This window comes from Streptomyces sp. NPDC001594, from assembly GCF_042893675.1.
Classification (GTDB): Bacteria; Actinomycetota; Actinomycetes; order Streptomycetales; family Streptomycetaceae; genus Streptomyces.
This window is the reverse complement of record NZ_JBIAVB010000021.1, coordinates 96,275-121,389: the sequence shown is the minus strand read 5'-3', so window position 1 is coordinate 121,389 and position 25,115 is coordinate 96,275. Positions and strand designations below refer to the sequence as shown.

20 protein-coding genes and 1 pseudogene are annotated in these 25,115 nt (G+C 74.4%); 11 read left to right on the top strand and 10 right to left on the bottom strand.

Annotated features, from left to right (window positions below; all coding sequences use genetic code 11):
• Window positions 1–6: 6 nt before the first annotated feature.
• The 4 genes from ACFY0O_RS33105 to ACFY0O_RS33090 form a co-directional block, all read right to left on the bottom strand.
• Window positions 7–3,030 carry an alpha-mannosidase gene (locus ACFY0O_RS33105; RefSeq protein ID WP_388953702.1) on the bottom strand — a complete coding sequence of 1,008 codons (3,024 nt, stop codon included), beginning with the start codon at window positions 3,028–3,030 and terminating at the stop codon, window positions 7–9.
• A 76-nt stretch (window positions 3,031–3,106) separates the two neighbouring features.
• Window positions 3,107–3,982: a carbohydrate ABC transporter permease gene (locus ACFY0O_RS33100; protein ID WP_388953699.1), complete on the bottom strand. Its 876-nt coding sequence runs from the start codon at window positions 3,980–3,982 to the stop codon at window positions 3,107–3,109.
• On the bottom strand, window positions 3,979–4,881 hold the full coding sequence (locus ACFY0O_RS33095; RefSeq protein ID WP_388953696.1) for a carbohydrate ABC transporter permease: 903 nt from the start codon (window positions 4,879–4,881) through the stop codon (window positions 3,979–3,981). The genes ACFY0O_RS33100 and ACFY0O_RS33095 overlap by 4 nt, the downstream gene beginning before the upstream one ends.
• Window positions 4,878–6,212 carry an ABC transporter substrate-binding protein gene (locus ACFY0O_RS33090; protein WP_388953694.1) on the bottom strand — a complete coding sequence of 445 codons (1,335 nt, stop codon included), beginning with the start codon at window positions 6,210–6,212 and terminating at the stop codon, window positions 4,878–4,880. Before ACFY0O_RS33090 ends, ACFY0O_RS33095 begins: the two co-directional genes overlap by 4 nt.
• 488 nt (window positions 6,213–6,700) lie before the next feature.
• Between ACFY0O_RS33090 and mdlC the strand changes: the two genes are divergently transcribed.
• The 6 genes from mdlC to ACFY0O_RS33060 are packed head-to-tail and all read left to right on the top strand — an operon-like array spanning window position 6,701 to window position 14,786.
• Window positions 6,701–8,311 carry a benzoylformate decarboxylase gene (mdlC, locus tag ACFY0O_RS33085; RefSeq protein WP_388953693.1) on the top strand — a complete coding sequence of 537 codons (1,611 nt, stop codon included), beginning with the start codon at window positions 6,701–6,703 and terminating at the stop codon, window positions 8,309–8,311.
• Window positions 8,312–8,355: 44 nt separating this feature from the next.
• Entirely contained in the window at window positions 8,356–9,768 is a 1,413-nt protein-coding gene (locus ACFY0O_RS33080; protein ID WP_388953690.1) for an FAD-binding oxidoreductase, read from the top strand.
• Window positions 9,765–11,120: a cytochrome P450 gene (locus ACFY0O_RS33075; RefSeq protein WP_388953687.1), complete on the top strand. Its 1,356-nt coding sequence runs from the start codon at window positions 9,765–9,767 to the stop codon at window positions 11,118–11,120. The genes ACFY0O_RS33080 and ACFY0O_RS33075 overlap by 4 nt, the downstream gene beginning before the upstream one ends.
• 31 nt (window positions 11,121–11,151) lie before the next feature.
• Window positions 11,152–12,525 carry a hypothetical protein gene (locus ACFY0O_RS33070; protein ID WP_388953686.1) on the top strand — a complete coding sequence of 458 codons (1,374 nt, stop codon included), beginning with the start codon at window positions 11,152–11,154 and terminating at the stop codon, window positions 12,523–12,525.
• 9 nt (window positions 12,526–12,534) lie between these two features.
• Window positions 12,535–14,454 carry a peroxidase family protein gene (locus ACFY0O_RS33065; protein ID WP_388953684.1) on the top strand — a complete coding sequence of 640 codons (1,920 nt, stop codon included), beginning with the start codon at window positions 12,535–12,537 and terminating at the stop codon, window positions 14,452–14,454.
• On the top strand, window positions 14,451–14,786 hold the full coding sequence (locus ACFY0O_RS33060) for a hypothetical protein (RefSeq protein WP_388953683.1): 336 nt from the start codon (window positions 14,451–14,453) through the stop codon (window positions 14,784–14,786). Before ACFY0O_RS33065 ends, ACFY0O_RS33060 begins: the two co-directional genes overlap by 4 nt.
• Here the strand turns inward: ACFY0O_RS33060 and ACFY0O_RS33055 are convergent.
• From ACFY0O_RS33055 to ACFY0O_RS33045, 3 genes are read right to left on the bottom strand one after another with little or no spacing between them, the layout of a single operon-like run.
• Complete coding sequence (locus ACFY0O_RS33055; RefSeq protein WP_388953680.1) at window positions 14,771–14,986, bottom strand: hypothetical protein; 216 nt, start codon at window positions 14,984–14,986, stop codon at window positions 14,771–14,773. The two genes, ACFY0O_RS33060 and ACFY0O_RS33055, sit on opposite strands and share 16 nt — an antisense overlap.
• Window positions 14,987–15,025: 39 nt before the next feature.
• Window positions 15,026–15,946: a serine/threonine dehydratase gene (locus ACFY0O_RS33050; protein WP_388953677.1), complete on the bottom strand. Its 921-nt coding sequence runs from the start codon at window positions 15,944–15,946 to the stop codon at window positions 15,026–15,028.
• Window positions 15,947–15,982: 36 nt separating this feature from the next.
• Window positions 15,983–16,624 (bottom strand): TetR/AcrR family transcriptional regulator, encoded by a 642-nt coding sequence (locus tag ACFY0O_RS33045; RefSeq protein WP_388953674.1) that lies wholly within the window; start codon window positions 16,622–16,624, stop codon window positions 15,983–15,985.
• Window positions 16,625–16,826: 202 nt separating this feature from the next.
• Between ACFY0O_RS33045 and ACFY0O_RS33040 the strand changes: the two genes are divergently transcribed.
• From ACFY0O_RS33040 to ACFY0O_RS33025, 4 genes are all read left to right on the top strand, one after another.
• Entirely contained in the window at window positions 16,827–18,491 is a 1,665-nt protein-coding gene (locus tag ACFY0O_RS33040; protein ID WP_388953671.1) for a ricin-type beta-trefoil lectin domain protein, read from the top strand.
• Between the two features lie 119 nt (window positions 18,492–18,610).
• On the top strand, window positions 18,611–18,775 hold the full coding sequence (locus ACFY0O_RS33035; protein WP_388953669.1) for a hypothetical protein: 165 nt from the start codon (window positions 18,611–18,613) through the stop codon (window positions 18,773–18,775).
• 87 nt (window positions 18,776–18,862) lie between these two features.
• Complete coding sequence (locus ACFY0O_RS33030; protein WP_388953666.1) at window positions 18,863–20,431, top strand: molybdopterin-dependent oxidoreductase; 1,569 nt, start codon at window positions 18,863–18,865, stop codon at window positions 20,429–20,431.
• Window positions 20,432–20,516: 85 nt separating this feature from the next.
• Window positions 20,517–21,602 (top strand): alpha/beta hydrolase, encoded by a 1,086-nt coding sequence (locus tag ACFY0O_RS33025; protein ID WP_388953664.1) that lies wholly within the window; start codon window positions 20,517–20,519, stop codon window positions 21,600–21,602.
• A 52-nt stretch (window positions 21,603–21,654) separates the two neighbouring features.
• On the opposite strand, the pseudogene ACFY0O_RS33020 reads toward ACFY0O_RS33025, so the two are convergent.
• Window positions 21,655–22,393 (bottom strand): annotated as a pseudogene (locus tag ACFY0O_RS33020) (class I SAM-dependent methyltransferase).
• 272 nt (window positions 22,394–22,665) lie between these two features.
• Between ACFY0O_RS33020 and ACFY0O_RS33015 the strand changes: the two are divergent.
• Window positions 22,666–23,409: a TetR/AcrR family transcriptional regulator gene (locus ACFY0O_RS33015; protein ID WP_388953661.1), complete on the top strand. Its 744-nt coding sequence runs from the start codon at window positions 22,666–22,668 to the stop codon at window positions 23,407–23,409.
• A 4-nt stretch (window positions 23,410–23,413) separates the two neighbouring features.
• On the opposite strand, the gene ACFY0O_RS33010 is transcribed toward ACFY0O_RS33015, so the two are convergent.
• Both ACFY0O_RS33010 and ACFY0O_RS33005 read right to left on the bottom strand, forming a co-directional pair.
• Entirely contained in the window at window positions 23,414–24,463 is a 1,050-nt protein-coding gene (locus ACFY0O_RS33010) for an enoyl-CoA hydratase/isomerase family protein (protein ID WP_388953659.1), read from the bottom strand.
• Window positions 24,464–24,517: 54 nt separating this feature from the next.
• Window positions 24,518–25,081, bottom strand: coding sequence for an ATP-binding protein (locus tag ACFY0O_RS33005; protein WP_388953656.1), 564 nt, complete (start codon window positions 25,079–25,081; stop codon window positions 24,518–24,520).
• Between the last annotated feature and the right edge of the window lie 34 nt (window positions 25,082–25,115).

Below are 25,115 nucleotides of genomic sequence, written 5' to 3'. Positions count from 1 at the left end.
GGCCGGTCAGGCGCGGCGCAGGCGGAGGGTGACGATCTGGAACGGGCGCAGGTTCAGGGGGACCGCGCCCGAGGGGGTGGGGGGCCCGACGGCCGTGGGGGGCAGGGGGCGCTCCAGGAGGTCGGTCTCGGTGGCCGCGGCGAGGGGGAAGCCGGGGGTGAGGACGGCCCGGGCGCGGCCGCCCCGGGATTCGTAGAGCCGGACGATCACGTCGCCGCCGCGGTCCTCGGCCGGTTTGACCGCCTCCACCACCACCGCGTCGTTGTCGACGGACAGCAGCGGGGCGACCGGGCCCGCACCCCGCAGCACCCGCTCGGGCAGGTTGAGGGCGTGGCCCTCGCGGACCGCGTCCCCGATGTCCGCCCCCGGGGCGAGGGAGAAGCGCAGGGTGTGGCGGCCCTGGTCGGTCTCGGGGTCGGGGTAGCGCGGCGCGCGCAGCAGGGAGAGGCGGACGGTGGTGGTCTGGCCGCCGTCGGGGCGGACGTCGCGGGTGACGTCGTGGCCGTAGGTGGAGTCGTTGAGCAGGGCCGTGCCCCAGCCGGGCTCCTCCGCGTGGATCCAGCGGTGGGCGCAGATCTCGAACCGGGCGGCCTCCCAGGAGGTGTTGGTGTGCGTGGCGCGCTGGACGTGGCCGAACTGGGTCTCGGAGGAGGTCCGTTCGGCCTTGACGTCCAGCGGGAAGGCGGCCTTGAGGAACTTCTCCGTCTCGTGCCAGTCCACCTCGGCGGTCAGGTCCACGGTCTTGGCCCCGGCGCGCAGGGTGATCGTCTGGGTGACGGTGGAGGAGCCGAAGGAGCGGGTGGCGGTGACGGTGCAGGCGTCGGGGCCTTGCGCGGTGACCTCCAGGGCGTCGAGGCCGTCGAGGTCGGTGACCCGGTTGCGGTAGAAGGCTTCGATGTCCCAGGCGTCCCACATGTTCGGGAAGTCCGGGTGGATCTGGAGCAGGTTGGCGGCGGCGCCCGGGGCGAGGGCCTCCCGGCCCTGTTCCAGGTCGTACGCGGAGACGATCAGGCCGCGGCCGTCGACCTCCACCAGCAGCCGCCCGTTGGCCAGCACGTGGCCGCCGCAGTTCCGCTCCTCCACGGTGACGGGCTGCGGGGCCGGGGCGGGGAGGTCCGCGCCGCCGGCCGGGACGCCGCGGCGGGTGTGCGGGGCGCAGTTGAAGACGAGCTCGCGCGTGCCCTCGCCGGCCAGGGCGGTCTGCGCGGCCAGGGTGAGGGCGCCCAGTTCCTCCGCCACCCGGGCGTAGGTCTCACGGGCCTCGCGGTGCACCCAGGCGATGGAGGAGCCGGGGAGGATGTCGTGGAACTGGTGGAGCAGGACGGTCTTCCAGAGCCGTTCCAGGTCCTCGTAGGGGTAGGCGAAGCCGGGGACGCGCACGGCGGCCGTCGTGTTCCACAGCTCCGCCTCGCGCAGCAGGGACTCGGCGCGGCGGTTGCCCTGCTTGGTCCCGGCCTGGGAGGTGTAGGTGCCGCGGTGCAGTTCCAGGTACAGCTCGCCGGCCCAGACGGGGGCGTCCGCGTACTCGGCGCGGGCCTGGTCGAAGAAGGCGTCCGGGCGTTCGATCTCCACGCGCGGGGAGCCTTCGAGGTCCCGCAGGCGGCGGGCCCGGGCCAGCTGCTCGCGGGTGGGGCCGCCACCGCCGTCGCCCCAGCCGAAGGGCACCAGGGAGCGGGTACCGCGGCCCTTCTCCCGGTAGTTGCGGGCGGCGTGGGCGAGCTGGGCGCCGCCGAGGTCGCTGTTGTAGGTGTCGACGGGCGGGAAGTGGGTGAAGACGCGGGAGCCGTCGATGCCCTCCCACCAGAAGGTGTGGTGCGGGAAGCGGTTGGTCTGGGACCAGCAGATCTTCTGGGTGAGGAACCACTGGTTGCCGGCCAGCCGGACGATCTGCGGGAGCGCGGCGGTGTAGCCGAAGGAGTCGGGCAGCCAGACCCCCTTGGTGTCGATGCCGAACTCCTCCAGGAAGAACTTCTTGCCGTAGAGGAACTGGCGGACCATGGCCTCGCCGCCGACCATGTTGGTGTCCGACTCCACCCACATGCCGCCGACGGGGACGAACTGCCCGTCCGCGATCTTCTTCTTGACCCGTTCGAAGAGCTCCGGCCGGTGGGTCTTGATCCAGTCGAGCTGCTGGGCCTGGGACATGGCGAAGACGAACTCGGGGTGCTCGTCCATCAGGGCGACCATGTTGGAGGCGGTCCGGGACACCTTGCGGACCGTCTCGCGCAGCGGCCACAGCCAGGCCGAGTCGATGTGGGCGTGCCCGACGGCGCTGATCCGGTGCGCGGAGGCGTGGGCGGGGGCGGCGAGCACCCCGGCGAGGCGGGCGCGGGCGGCGGCGGCCGTGCCGGGGACGTCGTCGAGGTCGATCGTGTCGAGGGCCGAGGCGACGGCGCGCAGCACCGTGTGGCGGCGGGCGTCGTCCTCCGGGAGCTGGCCCATCAGCCCGTCGAGGACGTCGAGGTCCTGGACGAGTTCCCAGACCTCGGTCTCGAAGACGGCCAGGTCCATCCGGGCCAGCCGGTACAGGGGCCGGTCGCCGCTGGTCAGCCGGTCCCCCTCGGTGGTGGGGCGGTGCTCGACCAGGACGGGGTTGGCGGCGGCCTCCACGTACCACTCGATCCGCTCGCCGCCGGCCGCCCGGTCGGCGACGCGCACCCAGTCGTTGTACGGGTTGAGGGCCTTGACCTCGGATCCGTCGGCCCGGTGGACCAGGCCCTCGCACTGGAACCCGGGCATCATCCGGTCGAAGCCGAGGTCGAGGACGGCCTCGACGGTGCGGCCCGCCCAGTCGGCGGGAACGGCGCCGGTGACCCGGAACCAGGTGGTGCCCCAGGCCGGGCCCCAGGGGTCTCCCGCGGCGCAGGGCGCGTAGGGGGCGGCCAGGGCCTCGGCGACCGGGACGGGCTCGCCGGGGGCGTCCCAGCGTTCGACGGTGAGCGGGACGGTGCGGGAGCGGACGGCGGGCCTGACGCGTTCGCCCAGGACCCGGCGGAGGCGTTGCTCGGTGATGCTGCGGTCGTCGTGCATGACGGCGGCTCCAGGGAGGGAGGGTCGGTGCGGGGCACAGCAGGGTCGGACGCGGGTCGGAGCGGTCGGCCGCCGGTCAGACCTTGACGGCTCCCTCGCCCACGCCGCGGAAGAAGAACCGCTGGAGGGCGAGGAAGAGCAGCAGCATCGGCAGCAGGGCGGCCATCGCCCCGGCCGCGATCAGCCGCTGGTCGTTGACGGTGGTGGCGCCGGCCAGGCTCTTCAGGCCCAGCTGGAGGGTGTAGTGGTCGCTGTCGGTCAGGACGATCAGGGGCCACAGGAAGTCGTCCCAGGCCCCCATGAAGCTGGTGATGCACACCACGGCCAAGGCGCCGCGGGCCGAGGGGACGAAGACGCGGGTGAAGCGGGTCCACTCGTTCGCCCCGTCGAGCACCGCGGCCTCCTCCAGCTCCCGGGGGACGGCGAGGAACGCCGCCCGCATGATCATGATGTTGAGGACGGAGACCGCTCCGGGCAGCCACACGCCGACGAGGGTGTCGACCAGGCCCATCCCGCGGACGGTGAGGAACATCGAGATCATCACGGACTCGAAGGGGAACATCAGCGTGGCCGTCAGCACGGTGAAGACCGTCCTGCGGCCCTTCCAGCCCTCCCGGGAGAGGGCGTAGCCGCCCATCGCGGCGAAGACCAGGTTCGAGGTGACGGCGAGGGCCGCGACGACCAGGGTGTTGGCCGTGTAGGGGAGCAGCGGGAAGGATTCGGCGACCCGGGCGTAGTTGCCGAGGGTGGGCCGGGCCGGCAGCACCCCCTCGTAGACGTTCTCGCCGCGCCCGCGCAGGGAGGTCAGGAACTGCCAGACCAGGGGGCCGGTGGTCACCACCAGGGCCAGGCAGAGCGTCAGGTAGCGGGCCACGAGACCGGCCCCGCGCCGGCCCGGGCCCCCGCGCGGTGCGCCGGCCCCGCGCCGGACGGCGACCCCGCGCGCGCTCACGCCTCGTCCCCCTTCGACAGCCGGCGCCCCAGCAGGCTGAAGGCCAGGGTCAGCAGGAACAGCAGCAGGGACAGGGCGGAGGCGTAACCGGTCTCGCCGGCGAAGCCGAGTCCGACCTGCCGGATCAGGAAGGGCAGGGTGCGGGCGCCGCCGCCGGGACCGCCGCTCTCCCCGCCCAGGATGTAGATCTCGGTGAACACCCGGAGGGCGGAGATCGCCGACAGCGTCCCGACCAGCAGCATCATCGGCTTGACGGAGGGGACGGTGATGCTGGCGAACCGGCGCAGCGCGCCCGCCCCGTCGAGCGCGGCGGCCTCGTACAGGGCTCCCGGCACGTTCCCGAGGGCGGCCAGGTAGAAGACCATGTAGTAGCCCAGGCCCTTCCAGACCGTGACGATCATCGCGGAGACGAGCAGCAGCGTGCTGTCCGTGAGGAACGGCACGGGCTCCGCGACCACCCGCAGCCGGACCAGGACTGCGTTGACCGCGCCGTCGCTGCGCAGCAGCCACTGCCAGACCAGGCCGACGACCACGGCGGAGGCGATCACCGGGGTGTAGAAGGCGGACCGGAAGAGGCCGATGCCGGGGATCTCCCGCCGGACCAGGACGGCCAGCCCCAGCGGCAGCACCACCAGACAGGGGACCACGACCAGCAGGTACAGCACGCTGTTGGCGGCCGCCGTCCAGAAGTCGGGGTCGGCCAGGGCGCGCCGGTAGTTGGCGAGACCGACGAATCCCCCGCCCTCCAGCACCCGGGCGTCGGTGAAGGACAGCACGACGGTGTTGACGAACGGCCAGAGGCTGAACAGCACCACGGCGGCGAGCCCGGGTGCGAGGAACAGGTACGGGCTCCACCACCTGCGGTGCGGCAGCCCTCCCCCGCCCTCCGGCGCCGTCACCTGCGGCCCGCCGCCGCCAGCAGCCGGTTGGCCTCCTCCTCGGCCTTGCGCACGGCCGTCCTGGAGTCCTCCTCGCCCTTGATGGCCTTCTGCATCTCGCGCGCCACCGCGTCGCCGACCTGGCTGGTCCACTGGACGGGGGTGTTGGCGTCGAGCGCGGCGGTCTTCAGCTGTTCGGCGCCGATCGCGCGGGCCAGCGTCTCGGCGTCCTTGCCGTCGCCGCGGTCGGCGAAGCGGGGGTCGGCCAGGCCCTGGGCGTTGGAGGGGTAGATGGTGGCCCGGCGGGAGAACTCGACCTGGTTGGGGCCGTTGGTGACCCATTTGGCGAACTCGGCCGCCGCGTCCGGGTGTGCGGTGTCCTTGCGGATGCCGAGGGACTGGGCGTAGATGCCGATGTGGCCGAGGGTGCCGGTGACCGCGCCCGCGACCCGGGTCTGGGCGTAGACCTGCGGGGCGTTGGCCTTGATGTCCTTGACGAAGCCGGGCGATCCGGGGCCGAAGACGAGCCGGCCGCTGCCGTAGAGCTGGTTGATGTCGTCGGCTTTGAGGAGGGACTCCTTGGGCATGGCGCCCTTGGCGTACAGGTCCTTCATCCGGTCGGCCCAGGCGACGGCCTTGTCGGTGTCGAAGGTGAAACGGTCCCCGGCCTGGTTGAGGAGGGGTACGCCCATCTTCTGCCAGTCCCCGGGCAGCCGGCCCTTGGGGTCGGCCATGAAGGCCGCGTACCGGCCGCCGGAGCGGGCGGCGATCTGCTCGGCGTAGTCGAAGAACTGCTCGACGGTGGTGGGCGGTTTGGCGGGGTCGAGCCCGGATCTGGTGAAGAGGTCCTCGTTGTAGGTGAGGATCTCAGGGGTGACGTACCAGGGGTAGGCGTACACCCCTGCCCCCTTTCCGGGGAGCTTGAACTGCTCCCATGCGCCCGGGACGTACTCCTTGGCCACCCCGCCGTCGAGTGCGGCCACGTCGGCGAGCATGCCGCGGTCGGCGAGGAGCTGGAAGGAGTCCGTGGAGAGGTTGACCACGTCGGGGAGGGCTCCGGCCTGGGCGTCGGCGACGAGTTTCTCGTTGTAGCCGTCGCCGGGGACGTCCTCCCATTTCACCTTGGCGTCGGGGTACTTGCGCTCGAAGGAGTCGATGACGCCCTGGACGTAGGCGGTGTAGACGGGCTTCAGCTGGAGGGTCCGGAAGGTGATCTCCCCGGCCACCGTGCCGGTCTTGCGCGCCTCGCCCGCCGGGTGTCCGGCGCCGCCGAGGCCGCAGGCGGAGAGGGTGAGCAGCCCGGCGGCCACCGCGGTGGCGACGGCCGTGCGGGTCAGGGGGGAACGGGGCATCGTCGCCGCCTTCGTGGGAGTTCCGGCTCCGGCGCCGGAGGGCGGTGCCCCAGGCTGTACGCAAGCGCGGGGCACGTCAATGCGGCCGGAAATCCCGATGGCCGGGGGAAACCGGGTCCGGGGGTCCGGAAAGGCTCCCGTGCCGGGGGTGGCGCCGTACCACGTGACCTCGGCTGATGCGCTTTAGTCCGGGGCTTTTCGCCCTACGCCCCGCCCGGGGGCGGCAGTCCGTTTTCCGGCCGTTTTTGACTTCATATCGCCGCTACGGCGCGATGCGGGGAGACGAATGCGCACGGCGGGCACTAATGCGGTTTATCGCAATACGGCGCAACCGTCCGGGCGGGTGGCCGATAGCACGCACGGCGGACGCCCGGCAAGGGATCTCCGTGTCCCGACCCGAAAGGATCATGGATTTTGCCTGGATCAACGCGATGTGATGCATTGATCACCCACTGTCGCGACGCCACCCGCCAGCGAAGGAACCTCCCATGCGCACGGTCCGTGAGTCGGTCCTCGACGTCCTGCGAGCCCGCGGGATGACCACGGTGTTCGGGAACCCCGGTTCCACCGAACTCCCCCTGCTCAAGCAGTTCCCAGAGGACTTCCGGTACGTGCTCGGGCTGCAGGAGGCCGTCGTGGTCGGCATGGCCGACGGGTTCGCCCTCGCCTCGGGCACCACCGGCCTGGTCAACCTGCACACCGGGCCGGGCACCGGCAACGCGATGGGCGCGATCCTCAACGCCCGCGCCAACCGCACCCCGATGGTGGTCACCGCCGGCCAGCAGGTACGCGCCATGCTCACCATGGAAGCCCTGCTGGCCAACCCCCAGCCCACCCTCCTGCCCCAGCCCGCCGTGAAGTGGGCCTACGAGCCGCCGCGCCCGGCGGACATCGGGCCCGCCCTGGCCCGCGCCGCGCAGATCGCCGAAACCCCGCCGCAGGGGCCGGTGTTCGTCTCGCTCCCGATGGACGACTTCGACGTGCTGCTCGACGAGGACGAGGACCGGGCCGCCCAGCGGACCGCCGCCCGGACCGTGACGCACGCCGCCGCCCCCGCCGCCGAGGTGGTGGAGCGGCTGGCCGCACGGATCTCGCGGGCCCGCAGCGCGGTCCTGGTCGCCGGCAACGACGTGGACGCCTCCGGGGCCTGGGAGGCGGTCGTGGAACTGGCCGAGCGCACCGGTCTGCCGGTCTGGTCGGCGCCCACCGAGGGCCGGATCGCCTTCCCCAAGTCCCATCCGCAGTACCGGGGGATGCTGCCCCCGGCGATCGGGCCGCTGTCCCGCTGCCTGGAGGGCCACGACCTGGTCCTGGTGATCGGCGCCCCGGTCTTCTGCTACTACCCCTACCTCCCCGGCGCCTATCTGCCCCCGGGCGCCGAGCTGGTCCAGCTGACCCGGGACGCGGAGGAGGCCGCCCGCGCCCCCGTCGGTGACGCCGTGGTCGCCGATCTCACCCTGACGGTACGGGCGCTGACCGCCGCGCTGCCCGCCCGGGAGGCACCGCCGGCCGCCCCGCGCACCCCACGGGCCGAGTCCTTCGAGGAGGTCGACGGGGCGCTGACCCCGCTCGCCGCGATGACGGCCGTCGCCCAGGGCGCCCCCGCCGACACCCTCTGGATCAACGAATCCCCTTCCAACCTGGGACAGTTCCACGACGCGACCCGGATCGACACCCCCGGCTCCTTCCTCTTCACGGCGGGCGGCGGCCTCGGCTTCGGCCTGGCCGCGGCCGTCGGAGCTCAGCTCGGCGCCCCGCGGCGGCCGGTGGTCTGCGTCGTCGGCGACGGCTCCACCCACTACGCCGTCCAGGCGCTGTGGACCGCAGCCGCCTACAAGGTGCCCGTGACCTTCGTCGTCCTGAGCAACCAGCGCTACGCCATCCTCCAGTGGTTCGCCCAGGTGGAACGGGCCCAGGGCGCGCCCGGACTCGATATCCCCGGCTTGGACGTCACGGCCGTCGCCACCGGCTACGGGGTACGGGCGCACCGGGCGTCCGGCTGCGCCGAACTGGCCAAGCTGGTTCGCGAGTCGGCCCTCCAGCAGGACGGCCCGGTCCTCATCGACGTCCCCGTCACCACCGAGCTCCCCACCCTGTAGGGGCCCTGCGCCCCCCGTTCCGCCGCACCGACCGGAAGGACGGCATGTCCGTCACCAGCGACACCCCCCTCCTGCTCGCCAGGCTCGGCCGAGGACTCCCCGCCGAGGCCCTGCTCACCGACCCCGCCGACCTCGCCGCACACTCCCGGGACACCGCGCCCTTCTCCTCGGCCGGGACCCCCGCCGTGGTCGCCGTCCCCCGCACCGCCGAGCAGGTCGAGCACGTCATGCGGACCGCCTACGCGCTGGAGGTCCCCGTCGTCCCGCAGGGCGCCCGGACCGGACTGGCCGGCGCCGCCAACGCCGTCGACGGCTGCGTGGTGCTGTCCACCGCCGCCATGGACCGGATCCTGTCGGTGGACCCCGCCAACCGGCTCGTGCGCTGCGAGCCCGGGGTCACCACGCGCCGCCTCGCCGAGGCCGTCGCCGAGCACGGGCTGACGTACCCGCCGGACCCGGCGTCCTGGGAGACCTGCACCATCGGCGGGAACATCGCCACCGGTGCCGGCGGCATCTGCTGCGTCAAGTACGGGGTCACGGCCGACTACGTCCTCGGGCTGGACCTCGTCCTCCCCGACGGGCGGCGGCTGCGCACCGGCCGGGACACCGCCAAGGGCGTCGCCGGGTACGACCTGACCCGACTGGTCGTCGGCTCGGAGGGCACCCTCGCGGTGGTCGTCGGCGCCACCCTCGCCCTGCGGCCCGCCCGGCCGCCCGCCCTGGCCCTCCTGGCGGCGTTCCCCACCCTCACCGCCGCCGGGGACGCCGTCGCGGCGATCACCGCCGCCGGGCACACCCCGTCCGCGCTCGAACTCCTCGACCGGGCCACCACCCAGGCCGTCGTGGACCTCGGCGCCCACCCCCTGATGCGCGCCGGCAGCGCCGCCACCCTGATCGTGGAGAGCGACGGCGCCGACCCGAGCGGGGAGCTGACCGCCATGGAGCTCCTGTGCAAGGAGGCCGGAGCCGAGTACGTGGCCACCTCCGCCACCGCCGAGGAGGCCCGGCAGGTCATCGAGGCGCGCCGGCTGGTCACCCCGGCGATCGGCGCGTACATGGCCTCCCAGGGCGGAGGGCTCACCGCCTTCATCGAGGACGTGGCGGTCCCCCGCAGCGAACTGCCCCGGCTGGTCGGTCTGATCGAGGACATCGCCGGCCGCCACCGGCTGCGGGTGTTCACCCTCGGCCACGCCGGGGACGGCAACCTGCACCCCACCGTCGTCTTCGACCCCTCCGACCCCGGCGAACGCGACCGCGCCCGGTCCGCCTACGACGAGATCATGGCGGCCGGACTCGCCCTGGGCGGCACCACCACCGGGGAGCACGGCATCGGCACCCTCAAGCGGGAGTGGCTGGAGCGCGAGCTGGGCCCCGTCTCCCTGGAGCTCCAACGCGGCCTCAAGCGGCTGTTCGACCCGAAGAACCTCCTCAACCCCGGCAAGGTGGTCTCCGCATGACCCACTCCACCGAGACCCGCGAGGCCGCCCGCCCCGGACCGCCCCGGCGGCGGCCCCCGGCCCGGGCCGGCCTGGCGGAGACCGTCCGCTTCATGGCCACCCACACCCTGCCCGTCTTCGTCCGCGGCGTCGCCAGCCCCCGGTTCGGGGTGGTGGCCCTGTACTCCCGGCTCAACCAGCCCGCCTGGTCGGACGCCACGCTGCGGTCCATGCGGGCCCGACACGGCGGGGCGCCGGTCCTGGTCCGCGGCCTCTCCGGCGAGATGCTCGTCCTCTTCGACGAGGAGGACGTCGCACGGTTCTTCGCCGAACCCATGGACGTCCTGGCCATGGACGCCCGGGACAAGCTCGACAGCCTCTCCGTCTTCGAGCCGACCGGCGTCATCTGCTCCCACGGACGGCTGCGCGAGGACCGCCGCGAGGTCAACGACCGAGCCCTGGCGGCCGGTCAGGACGTCCACCCCTCCTGCGCCGAGTACCAGCGGATCGTCACGCAGGAGTGCCGGCCGCTCACCACCGCCACCGTCCTCGGCCTCTCCGGCCTGCGCACCGCCCTGGCCCGGATCTCCCGCCGGACCGTCCTCGGCGACCGGGCCGCCGACGACGCGGAACTCGCCGGCTGGCTCACCACGCTGCGCGACCGGGCCAACTGGATGGGCCGCAGCCGCCCCGGGGCCGGCCGGGTCCTGTACGCGCGGGCGGAGGAGCGGATCGCGCGGTACGCGGCCGACGCGCCCGAACACACGCTGGCGGCCCGTGCCCTGGCAGCCCCCTGCCCCGAGGGCACCGACCCCCTGGGGCAGACCCACCACTGGCTGCTGGCCGTCGAGGTCTGCGCGCCGGTCGTCCTGCGCACCCTGCTCCTGCTGGCCGCCCACCCCGCCGAACAGGACGAGGTGCGCGCGGAGATCGCGGCGGACACCCCGGGCCTGCCCCGGCTGCGGGCCTGTGTGCGGGAGTCGCTGCGGCTGTACCCGATCGTGCCCGACCTGGTACGGGTCACCCGGGCCGCGACGCAGTGGCGCGGGATGCGCCACCCGGCCGGGACCACCGTCCACGTCCCCATCGGCTTCCACCAGCGCGACCCCGAGCGGGTACCGGGCGGGCACCTCTTCGCCCCGGGACGCTGGCTGGTCCCGGGCGCCGACCTGGACCCCCGGATGGCCCCCTTCGGCCAGGGCCCCGGCCGCTGCCCCGGCGACCGGCTCGGGCTGCTGCTGTCCTCACTGGTCTGCGCCGAGGTGCTGCGCGGCAACCGCCTCACCGGAGCCCGCCCCGCCCTCGACACCGGCCGCCCGCTGCCCGGAATCCTCGACACGGCCGCCATCCGCCTCCGCCTCGGCCGCTCGTAGCCCGCCGCTGTCCCCCCGTGAGGAGCACCCCGTGTCCGAAGCCGTGCCCGAGGCCGACGCGGCCGTCACCGAGCCGGACGTCGCCTCCCTGCACCACGTCTGCCGCGAGCTGGCGGGGGCCGCCGAGGCCGTGCGCGAGGCCGCCCGCCACGCCTCCCGGCTCGCCCTCGGCCCCCGACTGCCGGCGGCGGCCGGGCCGCGGCGGGCCCGGGCCGCCCGGCGCCGCCTGCTGCGGACCCTGCTGGACCCGCGGGGCTTCGGCTGGGCCCCGCACGGGCGCACCCCGCTGGCCGGGGCCGTCTGGCTGGCCGGGGTGCTCACCAGCCGGGAGAGCCTGGCCGTCAGCCTCGCCGTCACCGGGCTCAAGGCGCGGATCCGGGCGGCCGCCGTGCGCCACCCGGAGCTGCTGGCCGACCCCACCACCTCGCGGGTGCTGCGCGCCGTCGACGAGGACCGGCAGGCCGAGGCCGTCCGGGTGTTCAAGGGACTGCTGACCGAGAAGGGCGCCGAGTACGCGCTGTCGCTGCTGGCGCCGTCGTTCGCGGACATCATGGCCTGGAACGCGCTGACCGACGAGAACCCCTTCAACGACACCGCCGGCTGGCAGATCGCCACCAACCGGCCGCTGACCTCGGACTTCGTCATCGGCACCCCGAGTGCCGTCTGGTCCTTCCTGGACCGGGGCCGCGGCCGCGCCGAACCCCACACCCCGACGGCGGAGCTGCTGGAGCGGATCGACACCTCGGGCACCATCGTCGGCTACGTCCGCAACATCGGCCATCTCGGCACCCGCGGCCTGCTCCTCGTCCAGCAGGTGTCCGGCCCCGACGGGACGCGCCGCTTCGTGGTACAACTCGCCGGAATGGGCAAGGGGTTCAACCAGGAGTGCCCCCAGGACCTGGTCGGCAGCTGCAACGCGATGGGCTCCGCCGACACCGCCTACACCCGCGCCGTGCGCCGGGCCCTGCACCGGCTGGTGCCCTCCGGGTCGGAACTGGCCCTGGTCGGGCACAGCCAGGGCGGCCTCACCGCCATGAACCTGGCGTCGAGCCGGGACTTCAACGCCCTGTACACGGTCACGCACGTGGTCGCCGTCGGTTCGCCCGTCGACCACAAGCGGGCCGCCGACCCGCGGACCCGGGTGCTCTCCCTCGTCAACGAGCACGACATCGTGCCGAGCCTGGAGGGCCGTTCGCCGGTGTCGGCCTTCGGACTGCCGGCCGAATTCACCGAGTTCACCTGGAAGGACGACACCCACGCCTTCCCGCTGTGCCATGCCGCCGAGCGGTACGCGCACAACCTGGAGCACGACGTCCCCCACGCCCGCACCCACGTCGACTCCGAACTCGCCGCCTTCCGCGGCCGGGTCACCGGCACGCACCTGTTCACCCTCCACGACCGCTGAGGACCCCGTATGACCGACACCACCGACACCACCCCGCCGGCGGCCCCCGGTGCCGCCGGGACGCTGCCCGGCCAGGCCGGGCGGCCCGTCCCCGGCACGCCCCCGCCCGCGGCCCCCCGCCCGTACGGTCCGCCCGGCCTCCTGGAGCGGCTGGAGTCGGCGGTCTTCGCCCGCGTCAACCGCACCCACGAGTGGTACGAACTGCCGCACGGGCTCGGCCTGATGAACCTCGCGGTGATCCGCGAGGACCTGCGCCGCCTCAACCTGCACGACACCTACGGCGCGGGCGGCGAACGCGACCGCCGCCCCACCCCCCACCTCGCGCCCCACCGCTCGTACGACGGCTCGGGCTACGACCCGTACGACGTGGACATGGGCCGGGCGGGCACCCGGCTGGACCGCAACTCCCCGCTGGAGCTGGCCCATCCGGAGGAGGACGAGGCGCTGATGACGCCCAGCCCCCGCGAGGTCAGCCGGGAACTGCTGGCCCGGCGGGGCTTCGTGCCGGCGCCCACGCTCAACCTGCTGGCCGCCGCCTGGATCCAGTTCCAGAACCACGGCTGGGCCAACCACGGGGACAACGAGGAGGCCGAGCCCATCACCGTCCCGCTGGCCGCCGACGACGACTGGGCGCGGCAGGGCGGCACCTGCCCGATGCGGGTCAACCGCACCCGCCCCGACCCGGTCGCGCACACTGTCCCCGGCGCCCCGCCGACGTACGAGAACACCGTCACCCACTGGTGGGACGGCTCGCAGATCTACGGTTCGGACGAGGCCCGCTGCCGCTCCCTGCGCACCGGCGAGCAGGGCCGGTTGATCCTGGAGGACGGCCGGCTGCCCCGGGACCCGCGGCCCGGAATGGAGTGCCTCGATGCGACCGGGATGAACAGCGACTACTGGACCGGGCTGTCGCTGCTGCACACGCTGTTCGCGAAGGAGCACAACGCGATCTGCGACCTCATCCGTTCGCACCACCCCACCTGGGACGACGAACGCCTCTTCCACACCGCGCGGCTGGTCAACACCGCCCTGATGGCGAAGATCCACACGGTGGAGTGGACCCCCGGCATCCTCGACCACCCGGTGCTGCACCAGGCGATGCGCTCCAACTGGTACGGCCTGCTGCCCCGTTGGGTGACGAAGACCTTCGGGCGGATCGGCGGCGAGGTGCTCAGCGGGACCCTGGGCTCCGCCACCGACCACCACGCGGCGCCGTTCTCCATGACGGAGGAGTTCGTGTCCGCGTACCGGCTGCACCCGCTGATCCCCGACGAGATCACCGTCCGCGAGCACCGGGGCGGCACGGTCCGCAAGACCGTCGGCTTCGACGACATGCAGGGCGCCACCACCCGCACTGCGGTGGACGAGTTCGGGACGGCCGACCTGCTGTACACCTTCGGCGTGGAGCACCCCGGCGCCCTGGTGCTGCACAACCACCCCGACGCGCTGCGCGACTTCGTCCGGCTGTCCGGCGAGCACGTCGACCTCGGGACCGTGGACGTCCTGCGGGACCGGGAGCGCGGCATCCCCCGCTACAACGCCTACCGGCAGATGCTGCGCAAGCGCCCGGTCACCTCCTTCGAGGAGCTCACCGGCGGCCACCCGGGCGACACACCGCTGCTGCGGGAGGTCTACGACGGCCGGCTCGACCGCGTGGACACCCTGGTCGGCAACCTCGCCGAACCGCGTCCGGCCGGCTTCGGGTTCAGCGACACCCTGTTCAGGATCTTCGCGCTGATGGCCACCCGCCGGCTCAAGAGCGACCGGTTCTTCACCACCGACTACCGGCCGGAGGTGTACACCCCCGAGGGGCTGCGCTGGGTCGACGAGAACTCGATGGTGACGGTGCTGCTGCGGCACCACCCGGAGCTGGAGCCGCACCTGGCCGGGGTGTCCAACGCGTTCGCCCCGTGGAAGGGGCGGGCGTGAGCGGGCCGCCGTACGGGGCGCGGGGGGCCGCCGAGGGGCTGCGCTCGCACGCCGAGGCGCTGCGGGAGCGGGCGGAGCGGCTGCGCGGGGCCTGCGCGGCCCTGGACTGGAAGGGGCCGCAGGCCGACCTCTTCCGCGCCCGGGTCGACGAGCTCGCGCTGCGCTGCACCCGGGCGGCCGAGGGGCTGGCCCGGTCGGCCGCCGAGCTGGACGGCGTCCCGGAGCGCCGGGACCGGCCGGTCCAGCCGGAGCGCCGGGGGCGCCGGGGGCGCCGGGGGCGCCGGGGGCGCCGGGGGCGCCGGGGGCGCCGGGGGCGCTACTTCATGCGGTAGGAGACCTTCTCGGCGAGCTTGCCGTCCTTGAAGCAGAAGCGCAGCACGTCCTCGTCGGCCTTGCCGTCGCTGGACACGTACCAGGCGCACACGCTGCCCGCGGGCTCGGCGGGGCCGCCCTCCTTGAGGGCGGCCTTGACGAAGCTCTCGCCCGAGGGCAGCCGGCCTCGGACGGAGGACTCGGAGTCGCCGACGCGCACCGCCGCGTAGACCTTCGGGCCGACGAGGGTGTCTCGGCGTCAGAGGTCCCGGGGGTCGGTGTTGGCCCCGCACAGGACGACGGCGACCCGCTCGCCGAGCGGCCGCGGCGCGGTGCGTACGGCTGCCAGGGCGGCCGCGGCGCCGGTCTCGACGACGATCCGGTGCTCCTCCCAAAGGGCGCGCCGGGCGGCGGTGACGGCCTCGTCCGGGACGAGGACGGAGACGGCGTTGTCCTGCCGGGCGGCGGCCAGGGCGTCGGCGGAGGCCCGGGGGGCGCCGAGGGAGTCGGCGGCCACGGAGTCCACGGGGACGTCGACGGGGCGTCCCGCCTCCAGGGCGGCGTTCAGGGCCCGGCAGTTCTCGGGTTCGGCCGCGACCACGCGGATGCCGTGGGCCCGCGCGGCGGTGGCGACGCCGGCGAACAGCCCGCCGCCGCCGACCGCGACGACCACGGTGTCCACGCCGGGCAGCGCGGCCCGGATCTCGTCGACGAGGGTGCCGGCGCCGGCCGCGATGAGGGGGTGGTCGTAGGCGTGGCTGGCCAGGGCTCCGCTGTCCGCCGCGAAGCGGTGACAGGCCTCCAGGGCCTCGCCGTAGCCCTCGCCGACGAGGTGGACGTCGGCGCCGTAGCCGCGCAGCCGGTCCACCTTGACGCGGGGGGCGGTCGCGGGGAGGAAGACGGTGGCCGGGACGCCCTGGGCGCGGGCCGCCCAGGCGCAGGCCAGGCCGGCGTTGCCGCCGGAGGCGATGGTGACGCCGGCGGCCGGGAGGGCGCCGGCCTCGCGGTGGGCGGCGAGGAAGTTGTGGGCGCCGCGCGCCTTGAAGGAGCCGGTGTGCTGGAGGTACTCCAGGGCGTACCAGAGGCCTTGGGCGGCGGGCGCGACGGTGACGGGCCGGACGGCCCCGGCCGTGCGGGCGGCGGCGGCGCGGACGGCGTCGTGGTCGAGCTGCTGTTCCATGGCGGGCGGCCTCTCTCAGGGGGCGGGACGGTCGGGTCAGGCGGTGGGCCGGGCGGCGGCGATCAGCTGGCGCAGGGCGCCGTAGTAGACCTCGTGGTCGGTCAGCGGGGGTAGCAACTCGGCCGGGGCGCCGCCGAGTACGGGGAACTCGGCCGGGTCGAGCGCGGCGAGCGCGGCCCGGGAGGCGGCGGTGGCCCCGGCGGGGTCGCGGTGGTCGACGAAGGCGGCGCAGCCCAGCGTGAGCAGGTACATCCGGCGGTAGGCGGTCATGGCCTCGGCCCGGGTCATTCCGGCGGCGATGCTGTCGGCGAGGGCGGGTTCGGCGAGGCGGGCCAGCAACTGGAGTCCGAGCCAGGGGCGTCCGCCGCGCAGGACGAGCAGTCCGGGGTGGGCGGTGAGGAGCCGGTAGAGGGCGCCGAACCGCTGTTCGGCGGCCTCGGCCCAGTCGGTGCCGGCCGGGATGTCGGGGAGGCGGGCCGCAAGGTGCTCGGTGCACAGGTCCAGCAGGCCGGCCAGGTCGGTGCAGCGGCGCTGGACGGTGGCGTGGGAGACCTCCAGCCGGTCGGCGAGGGCGCGGAAGCTCAGGGCGGCCGGCCCTTCCTCGTCGAGCAGGCGCAGTGCGGCTACGGCGATGGCCTCGGGGGTCGCCCGGTCGAGGGCCGCTGATCTTCTCGGCATGAGATACAGCGTATCAGCCACCGTCACATACGACGTATCCACCATCGGTCGCCCCTCCGGGCCCGACACGGCCGCGCGACACCGGCTGCGGCCATATTGCTGGTCATCGGGCCATAACCACCGACCGGTGTTGACAGCGGGTAATCGCACCGCTGCACTGAGGCACGATCCCCGTCGGTACGCACCACGCCAAGGAGACCCCGTGCCGCCTCGCCTGCGCGCCTCACTCCCCTGTCTGACCGCGGCCGCCCTGCTCGCCCTCGCGCTCTGCCCCGCCCCGGCGACGGCGGAGCCGACCGCGACCTCGGACACCCCGCTGGCCCTCACCCCGCCCATGGGCTGGAACAACTGGGCGCACTACATGTGCGACATCGACGAGGCGAAGGTGGTCGCCAACGCCGAGGCCCTCGTCTCCACCGGCCTCGCCGCCAAGGGCTACGACACCGTCACGGTGGACGACTGCTGGATGCTGAAGGAGCGTGACGCGGCGGGCGACCTGGTCGCCGACCCGGTGAAGTTCCCGCACGGCATGGCCTGGCTGGGCGAGCACCTGCACGCCAAGGGGCTGAAGTTCGGGATCTACGAGGACGCCGGCTCCCTCACCTGCGAGCGCTATCCCGGCAGCGGCGCCCCCGAGGGCGGCGGCGCGGACCACTACGCCCGCGACGCACGGCTGTTCGCCTCGTGGGAGGTGGACTACGTGAAGATGGACGGCTGCAACCTGTGGGTGCCGCCGGGGAAGACCAAGGAGCAGGCCTACCGGGACGCGTACAACTCCGTCGCGCGTGCGCTGCGCGACAGCGGCCGGGCCATGGTGCTCTCGGCCTCCGCCCCCGCCTACTTCCAGCAGGGCGAGTGGGGCGGCGCCGACTGGCACAAGGTGCTCGACTGGGTCGGCGAGACCGGCCAGTTGTGGCGCGAGGGCAAGGACATCAAGGTCTACAAGCCGACCGCCCCGCAGACCTCCCGCTGGAGTTCGGTCCTCGGCAACTACGGGTACAACCGCTGGCTCGGCCGGTACGCCGCCCCCGGCAACTGGAACGACCCCGACTTCCTGATCGCCGGCGCCCCCGGGCTGACCGACGCGGAGAGCCGCAGCCAGGTGGCGCTGTGGGCGATGATGGCGGCCCCCTTCATCCTGTCCTCCGACGTCTCCGCCCTCGGCCCGGGCGGCCTCGCGGCCCTGGGGAACACCCGGCTGATCGGCCTGGACCAGGATCCGCTGGGGCGGCAGGGCGCGGTCGTCTCCTCCAACGCGACGTTCGAGGTGCTGGTACGGCCGCTGGCGAACGGGGACCGGGCCGTGGCGGTCCTCAACCGCTCGGGTACCGACCGGAACGTCTCCGTACCGCTGGCCGACGTCGGACTGCCGGCCCCCTGCGCGGTGGACGCCGTGGACCTGTGGACCGGCGGCCGCGCGGAGGCGGGCGATGCGCTGACCGGGCGGGTCGCCGCGCACGACACGGCGGTGTGGCGGCTCACCCCGCGCGGCTGCGCGGCGCCCGTGCCCACGGGGCAGGTCAACGGCCTCGGGGCGAAGTGCGCCGACGGGGCGAGCACCGGCGGGGTCGGCGCGGTCGTCCTGGAGACCTGCACCGCCGGGGCGGACCAGCGCTGGAGCCTGGGCGGCGGCGGACGAATGAGGCTGGCCGGGCAGTGCCTCACGGGCGGCTCGGGCGGCCTGGTGGAACTGGCGGCCTGCGCGCCCGGACGCCGGGCGGGGCAGACCTGGCGCCACCGGCGGGACGGGGCGCTGGTGGAGGAGGCGTCCGGCACCTGCCTGACGGCCGGCGCGGCGGCCGACCGGCTGCGGCTGGCCGCCTGCGGCGACCACCGGGCGGACCAAGCGTGGTCCCTGCCGGTGTGACGGCGGCGGGCCGGGCGGGGCTTCACTCTTCCGGGGGAATCGGCTCGCGGGAGGCCCCGTCCGGCACGGGCTCTGGGTTCACTGACCCGCAGCGGCCGAGGGGACAGGAGTGCACCGACATGTACGAGAACGCTCAGGAGCGGCCCCGGACCCCCGGCATCACCGACGGCGTGGTGGAACTCCGCAAACGCAGACCCGCCGCCCCGGCCGGCACCCCCGACCCGCCGAAGCCCGGCCCCCGTCTCGGGCCGGCCCCGACCCCTGCCCCCGCCCCGGAGGCCTGACCCGCTACGCGGGGCGGGGACGGCTCCGCGCAGCGGAGCCCGGCGGAGCTATGTTGGCGGGAGGGCCCCGACCGAGGGAGGTGCGCCATGGCACGCCCCGCACACCCCCACGCGGCCGCGGCGGCCGCCGGCGTCGCCGCCGCCTTCGCCGGCCTGGCGACCGGCGCGCTCGCGGCCGCCTTCGTACGCCCGGAGGCCTCCCCCCTCAACGCGGTCGGCGGCGCCGTCGTGGATGGTACGCCGGCCGCCGTCAAGGAGTGGGCCGTCCAGACCTTCGGCACCTCCGACAAGCTGGTGCTGACCCTCGGCATCACCCTCGTGCTGGCCGTACTCGCCGCCGGCACCGGCGTCCTCGCCGTCCGGCACCCGCGCACCGGCTGCGCCCTCGCGGCGGCGGTCGGGGTGCTGGGGGCGGCGGCCGCGCTCAGCCGCCCCGAGGCCGGGTGGAAGGACGCCCTGCCCTCCCTGGCCGCCGCGGCGGCCGCCGCGCTCGCCCTGTACCTGCTGGTGACCGTCCTCCGCCGGCCCCGTCCCGGGGCCGGCCGGACCGGCGGGACCTGGCCGATGGACCGGCGCGCCTTCGCCCGCCTCCTCACGGCCACCGTCGCCGCCTCGGCGGTCGCCGGATACGCCGGGCGCCGGCTCGGCGCCCACGGCTCGGCCGGGGCCACCGCCTCCCGGGCGGACCTGGTGCTGCCGCCCCCCGCCCAGCCCGCGCCGCCGGTGCCCGCCGGGGCGGATCTGCGCGTGCCGGGCGTGGGACCGTTCCTCACCCCCGCCCCGGACTTCTACCGCGTGGACACCGCCCTGGTCGTCCCCCGCCTCGACGCCCGCACCTGGCGGCTGACCCTGCACGGCGACGGCGTGTCCCGGCCCCTCTCCCTCACCCTGGCGGACCTGCTGGCCCGTCCGCTGGCCGAGCACGACATCACCCTGTGCTGCGTGTCCAACGAGGTGGGCGGCCCGTACGTGGGCAACGCCCGCTGGCTCGGCGTCCGCCTGGCCGACCTGCTGCGCGAGGCCGGGGTGCGGCCCCCCTCGCGGGGCGGCCCGGCCGACCAGCTGGTGGCGCGCTCGGTGGACGGGATGACGATCGGCACGCCGGTCGAGACGGTGCTGGACGGCCGGGACGCGCTGCTCGCCGTCGGGATGAACGGCGGCCCGCTGCCGTTCGCGCACGGCTTCCCGGTCCGGATGATCGTCCCGGGCCTGTACGGGTACGTGTCGGCCTGCAAGTGGCTGACGGAGCTGCGGCTGACCACCTTCGCGGCGTACGACGCGTACTGGGTGCGCCGTTCCTGGGCGCAGCAGGCGCCCGTCAAGACGGAGTCCCGGATCGACACCCCCCGGCCCTTCGCGAAGCTCGCGGCGGGGCGGGTGGCGGTGGCCGGGGTGGCGTGGGCGCAGCACCGGGGCATCGCCCGGGTGGAGGTTCGGGCCGACGGCGGCCCCTGGCACGAGGCCCGGCTCGGCGACGCGGACGGCACCGACACGTGGCGGCAGTGGGTGTGGCCGTGGGAGGCGGCGCCCGGCGGGCACACCCTGGAAGTCCGTGCGACCGACGGGCGGGGCGAGGTGCAGACGCGGGAGCGCCGCGGCACCCTCCCCGACGGGGCGACGGGTTGGCATTCCGTCACGGTGAGCGTCCACGCGTAGCGGATCCGGGCCCGTACATTGTGGTGTGATACCGGGCATCCCCGGTGGGATGACGACATGTGACCGTACGTCAGGAGTCGACGCCGTGGAGCTGACCAGCACGTCGTTCCTCGTCACGCTGATCGCCGTCACCGCGCTGGCCATGCTCCTGGCGCTGCTGCTGTGGAACCGGGTGCCCGGCCCGGGCGTGGTGCGCTGGGTGGCGCGGGTGCTGATGATCGGGGTGTGCCAGCTGACGGCCATCGGTGTGGTGGCCGCCTGGATCAACGACGGCTACGGGCTGTACGCCTCCTGGGACGACCTGCTGGGCACCGGTGCGGACGCCGGCGCCTCGGGGATGACCGGGCCCCCGCTCGGCCGGGCCCGCTTCACCCCGGGGGAGAACGGCACCCGGAGCACCTTCTTCCGGGGCAGCCACTCGAAGCTCGCCGGCCAGGTGATCGTATGGACGCCCCCCGAGTACGACGCCCCGGGCGCGCAGCAGACCCGGTTCCCGGTGCTGACGCTGCTGCACGGGTACCCGGGCACGCCGCGCTCCTGGATCGACCTGGGCTCGATGCCGGACGCGCTGCAGCAGCTGGTACGGCTCGGGGCGGCGCAGCCGTTCATCCTCGTCATCCCGGAGCTGTACCCCGGTGGGGTGAACACCGACTGCAGCGACACCCCGCAGCGCAAGATCGCCACCTGGCTCGCGCAGGACGTCCCGGACCTGGTGCGCAAGAACTTCCGCACCCTGCCCGAGCCGAGGGGGTGGGGGCTGATGGGGGTGTCGACGGGGGCGTTCTGCGCGGTGAAACTGCCGTTGCAGTACCCGAAGGTGTTCCGCGCGGGCGCGGCCCTGGACCCCGATCCGCTGACCGGGGATCCGGAGGTACTGCCCGATCCGGTGCTGCGGGAGCACAACAGCCCGATGTGGCTGATCGGGCAGGCCAAGGGCGAGGACGTCGGCCTGTTCCTGGCCACCTCCGCCCAGGACCGGGACAGCCCGCCGAAGCAGCTGGCCGCCTTCACCCGGGCGGCGCAGGGCAGCGGGGTCCGGGTGAAGACGCTCGTCCGGCCGGCCGGGGGCCACAACTTCCAGACGTGGACCGCGATGTACCCCGAAGCGCTGGGCTGGCTGAGCACGGAGCTGTCCCCGCCCTCGGGCCCGATGCCGCAGTCGCAGCCGTAGCCGTCAGGCCCCTGCGCGCACGGCCGGGCGCCACCCGGGTCGTACGCGGGCCTTAAAGCGGCGCGGCGGGGCGGCGGAAGAGGGCGGTCCAGAGGAAGGCCTCGCCGAAGTGCGGGGACTCCTGCGGTTCGTCGCGCATCCGGCGGATCTCCCGCTCCTCCAGGTCGGAGAAGATCCGGCGCAGGGATTCGGGGGTGTAGGCGAGCCCGCCGCCGAGGCCGCCCTCGCGGTAGTGCGCGGCGTCGGGGAGTTCGGAGCCCATCGCGCCGGAGGCGAAGCAGGTGAGGCCGAGGTGGCCGCCGGGGGCGAGGACGCGGTCGAGGAGGGCGAGGTAGCTGACGCGGCGGTGCGGCGGCAGGTGGTGGAAGCAGCCGGAGTCGTACACCAGGTCGTAGGGGCCGCCGAGTCCACCGGCCGCGGCGAGGGCGAAGGCGTCGCCCTGGTGGAAGCGGATGTCGGCGCCCGCCTCCCGGGCGCGGTCCCCGGCCCAGGCGAGGGCCGCCGGGGAGAGGTCGACGGCGTCCACCTGGAAGCCCAGGGCGGCGAGGTGGAGGGCGTTGCGGCCCGCAGCCCAGGTCCAGGGCACGGCCGGGGGTGATCAGGCCGCGTTCGAGGTGGGCGACGAGGTTCTCGTCGGGCTTCGCCACGAAGAACGGCACCGGCTTCGAGCGGTCGGCGTAGAAGCCGTCCCACCAGTCCGCGCCGGCAGCCGTCCAGCGGTCCGCCCCCGGCGCGAACAGTCCGTCCAGCAGGCTGAGCACGTCGTCCACCGAGCGTATGTTCCGGTCCATGAACTCCCCTTTCCCTAGGGGGACATCGTATCGAGACGGAGCACATCGACCCAGGTCAGGGGCCCTGTGCGGACCGTGCGTACGGCCCTGCGCCGGGCGCCGGCAGAGGTCGCGGCCACCCCCCTCCACCCCCTCCCGTACGGCCGCCAGAACCCCTGCCCGGCCCCGCCGCGGGGCCCTTCGGGCGGGCGCCGGGGCGTCTTTCCGAACCGACCCGCCATCCAGGTGTACGCATAGTGCGTACAGCGTGCGCAGCGGGGTAGGGTGGGGGTATGTCCTCACCAGAGCAGCAGACTTCCGCCCCCGCCCCCTCCGTCTGGACCCGGCCCCGCCGGCAGAAGGAGCAGCCCGCGCTCAGCCAGGAGCAGATCGTCGCGGCGGCCGTCCGGCTGCTGGACGCCGAAGGCATCGAGGCGCTGAGCATGCGCAAGCTGGGCACCGAGATGGGCACGGCCGCCACGTCCCTCTACCGGCACGTGGCCAACAAGGACGAGCTCATCGAACTGGTCGTGGACGAGGTCTACGGCGAGCTCGAACTCCCCGCCGTCACCGGCCCGGACGGATGGCGCGAGGCCCTGGCGCACAGCGGGCACAGCCTGCGAGGCATGGTCCTGCGCCACCCCTGGGTGGCGTCCGTCCTCGGCCAGGTGGGCCTCGCGCACCTGGGCCCCAACCTGATGCGCATGTCGGAGCGGATGCTGGCCATGGCGCTGGCGGCCGGGTTCCCGAAGGCCGAGGCGGACCTGGCGATGAAGGCCGTCATGTCGTACGTGCTCGGCGCGGCCACCAGCGAAGCCTCCTACCTCTCCCTCCTCGCCCGCAGCGGCAAGAGCGAGAGCGAGTGGCTGGAGTCCCTGGTGCCCGCGTCCCAGCAGGCCCTGGAGGACCATCCGCTGACGCAGGACCACGCCGCCGCCTGGCAGGGCAGGGACCCGGCGCGGCTGCGTGACGAGAACTTCGACTACGGCCTCCAGCGGATCCTCGACGGCCTCGCGACGCGGCTCGCCGGGAGCTGAGACCCTAGGGGAAGGTCAGTTCGGCGCCCTCGCCGAGCGGCGTGAAGAACCGGTCCACCGCCGCCGCGCGGACCTGGACGAGGGCCGCCGGGGACCAGCGCGGTCGGCGGTCCTTGTCGATCACCTGGGCGCGGATGCCCTCGACGAGGTCGGGGGCGGACAGCGCGGCGCTGGAGACCCGGTACTCCTGCTCCAGCACCTGCTCCAGCGAGTCCAGCTCGCGGGCCCGCCGCAGGGCGGCGAGGGTGACCTTCAGCGAGGTCGGGGACTTGGCGTGCAGGGTCTGCGAGGCCTCGCGCGCGGCGGGCAGGCCCGTGGCCAGCAGCCGCCGGTGGATCTCCTCGACGGTGTCGGCGGCGTAGCAGTGGTCGATCCACTCCCGCTCGGCGGCGAGCGGGACCGCGGGGGCGGTGGCGCCGTCGAACTTGCCCAGTACCTCGGCGACGGGGGCGAGCGTGAGCTCGCGGGTGAACTCCTCCAGCCAGTCGGACGGCAGGTAGTGGTCGGCGAGCCCGCACAGCATCGCGTCGCCCGGGCCGACCGCCGTACCGGTCAGGGCCAGGTGGGTGCCGAGTTCGCCGGGGGCGCGGGAGAGGAGGTAGGTGCCGCCGACGTCGGGGACGAAGCCGATGCCGGTCTCGGGCATGGCCACCCGGGAGCGTTCGGTGACGATCCGGACGCCGCCGTGGGACGACAGGCCTACCCCGCCCCCCATGACGATCCCGTCCATGAGGGCGACGTACGGCTTGGGGTAGCGGGCGATGCGGGCGTTCAGCCGGTACTCGTCGCGCCAGAAGGCGAGCGAGTCGGTGGTGCCCGCCTTCGCGTCGGCATGGATGGCACGGATGTCGCCGCCCGCGCACAGGCCGCGTTCACCGGCCCCGCGGAGGAGCACCTGCCGGACGGCGGGGTCGTGCTCCCAGGCGCTCAGCGCCTCCGCGATCCGCAGCACCATGGGACGGGTGAGGGCGTTGAGGGCCTCGGGACGGTTGAGGGTGATCAGGCCCGTACAGCCCTCGGTGCCGATCTGAACGGTCTCGTCTTCGGTCTTCACAGGCGTCAGTATGTCGGGTCCGCGGCCCTATGAAGATCCTTTCTGACGATCTTGTCATGTCTGAACGGCTTCGGCCCGAACGTCACCCGGACGGGTGCCCGGGGCCGTTCCTCCGGGGCCCGCGGCGGCGGTGTCGGCGTCGCGCCGGACCCCTCCGCCGACGCCCGCCCGGGGCGGGCAGGGCACCTCAAGCCAGACGCATTTGCCGGCCGCCCCCGGGCGCCATCCCCAGGCCCGGGCCAGGCGGTCCACGATGAGCAGCCCGTACCCGCCCGGCCCCCCGGCGGCCCGCCGGCGCCCGGTTCCGGGGCCCGCGCCCGATCCGGGCGGGACGGGGGGCGCCGGGTCGGTGTCCGTGACCTCGATCCGGAGCCGGTCGTCCGTGCAGTCCAGCACCAGTGCCCCGGGCCCGCCCCCGTGCCGGCAGGCGTTGGCCACCACCTCCGAGACCAGCAGCAGGACGTCCTCGGCCGCCTGCCGGCCCTCCGGTGTCGCCGCGGGCAGCCAGCGCCAGGCGGCCAGGGCCCGGCGGGTGAAATCGCGGGCGTGTGAGACGGGCTCCGGGAGCCCGTCGAGAACCAGGAGCCAGTTGCGGTTGACCGCCCCTCCCTCTTCCATGGCCCTCCTCCCCTTCTCCTGGGTCCCCGCCGGC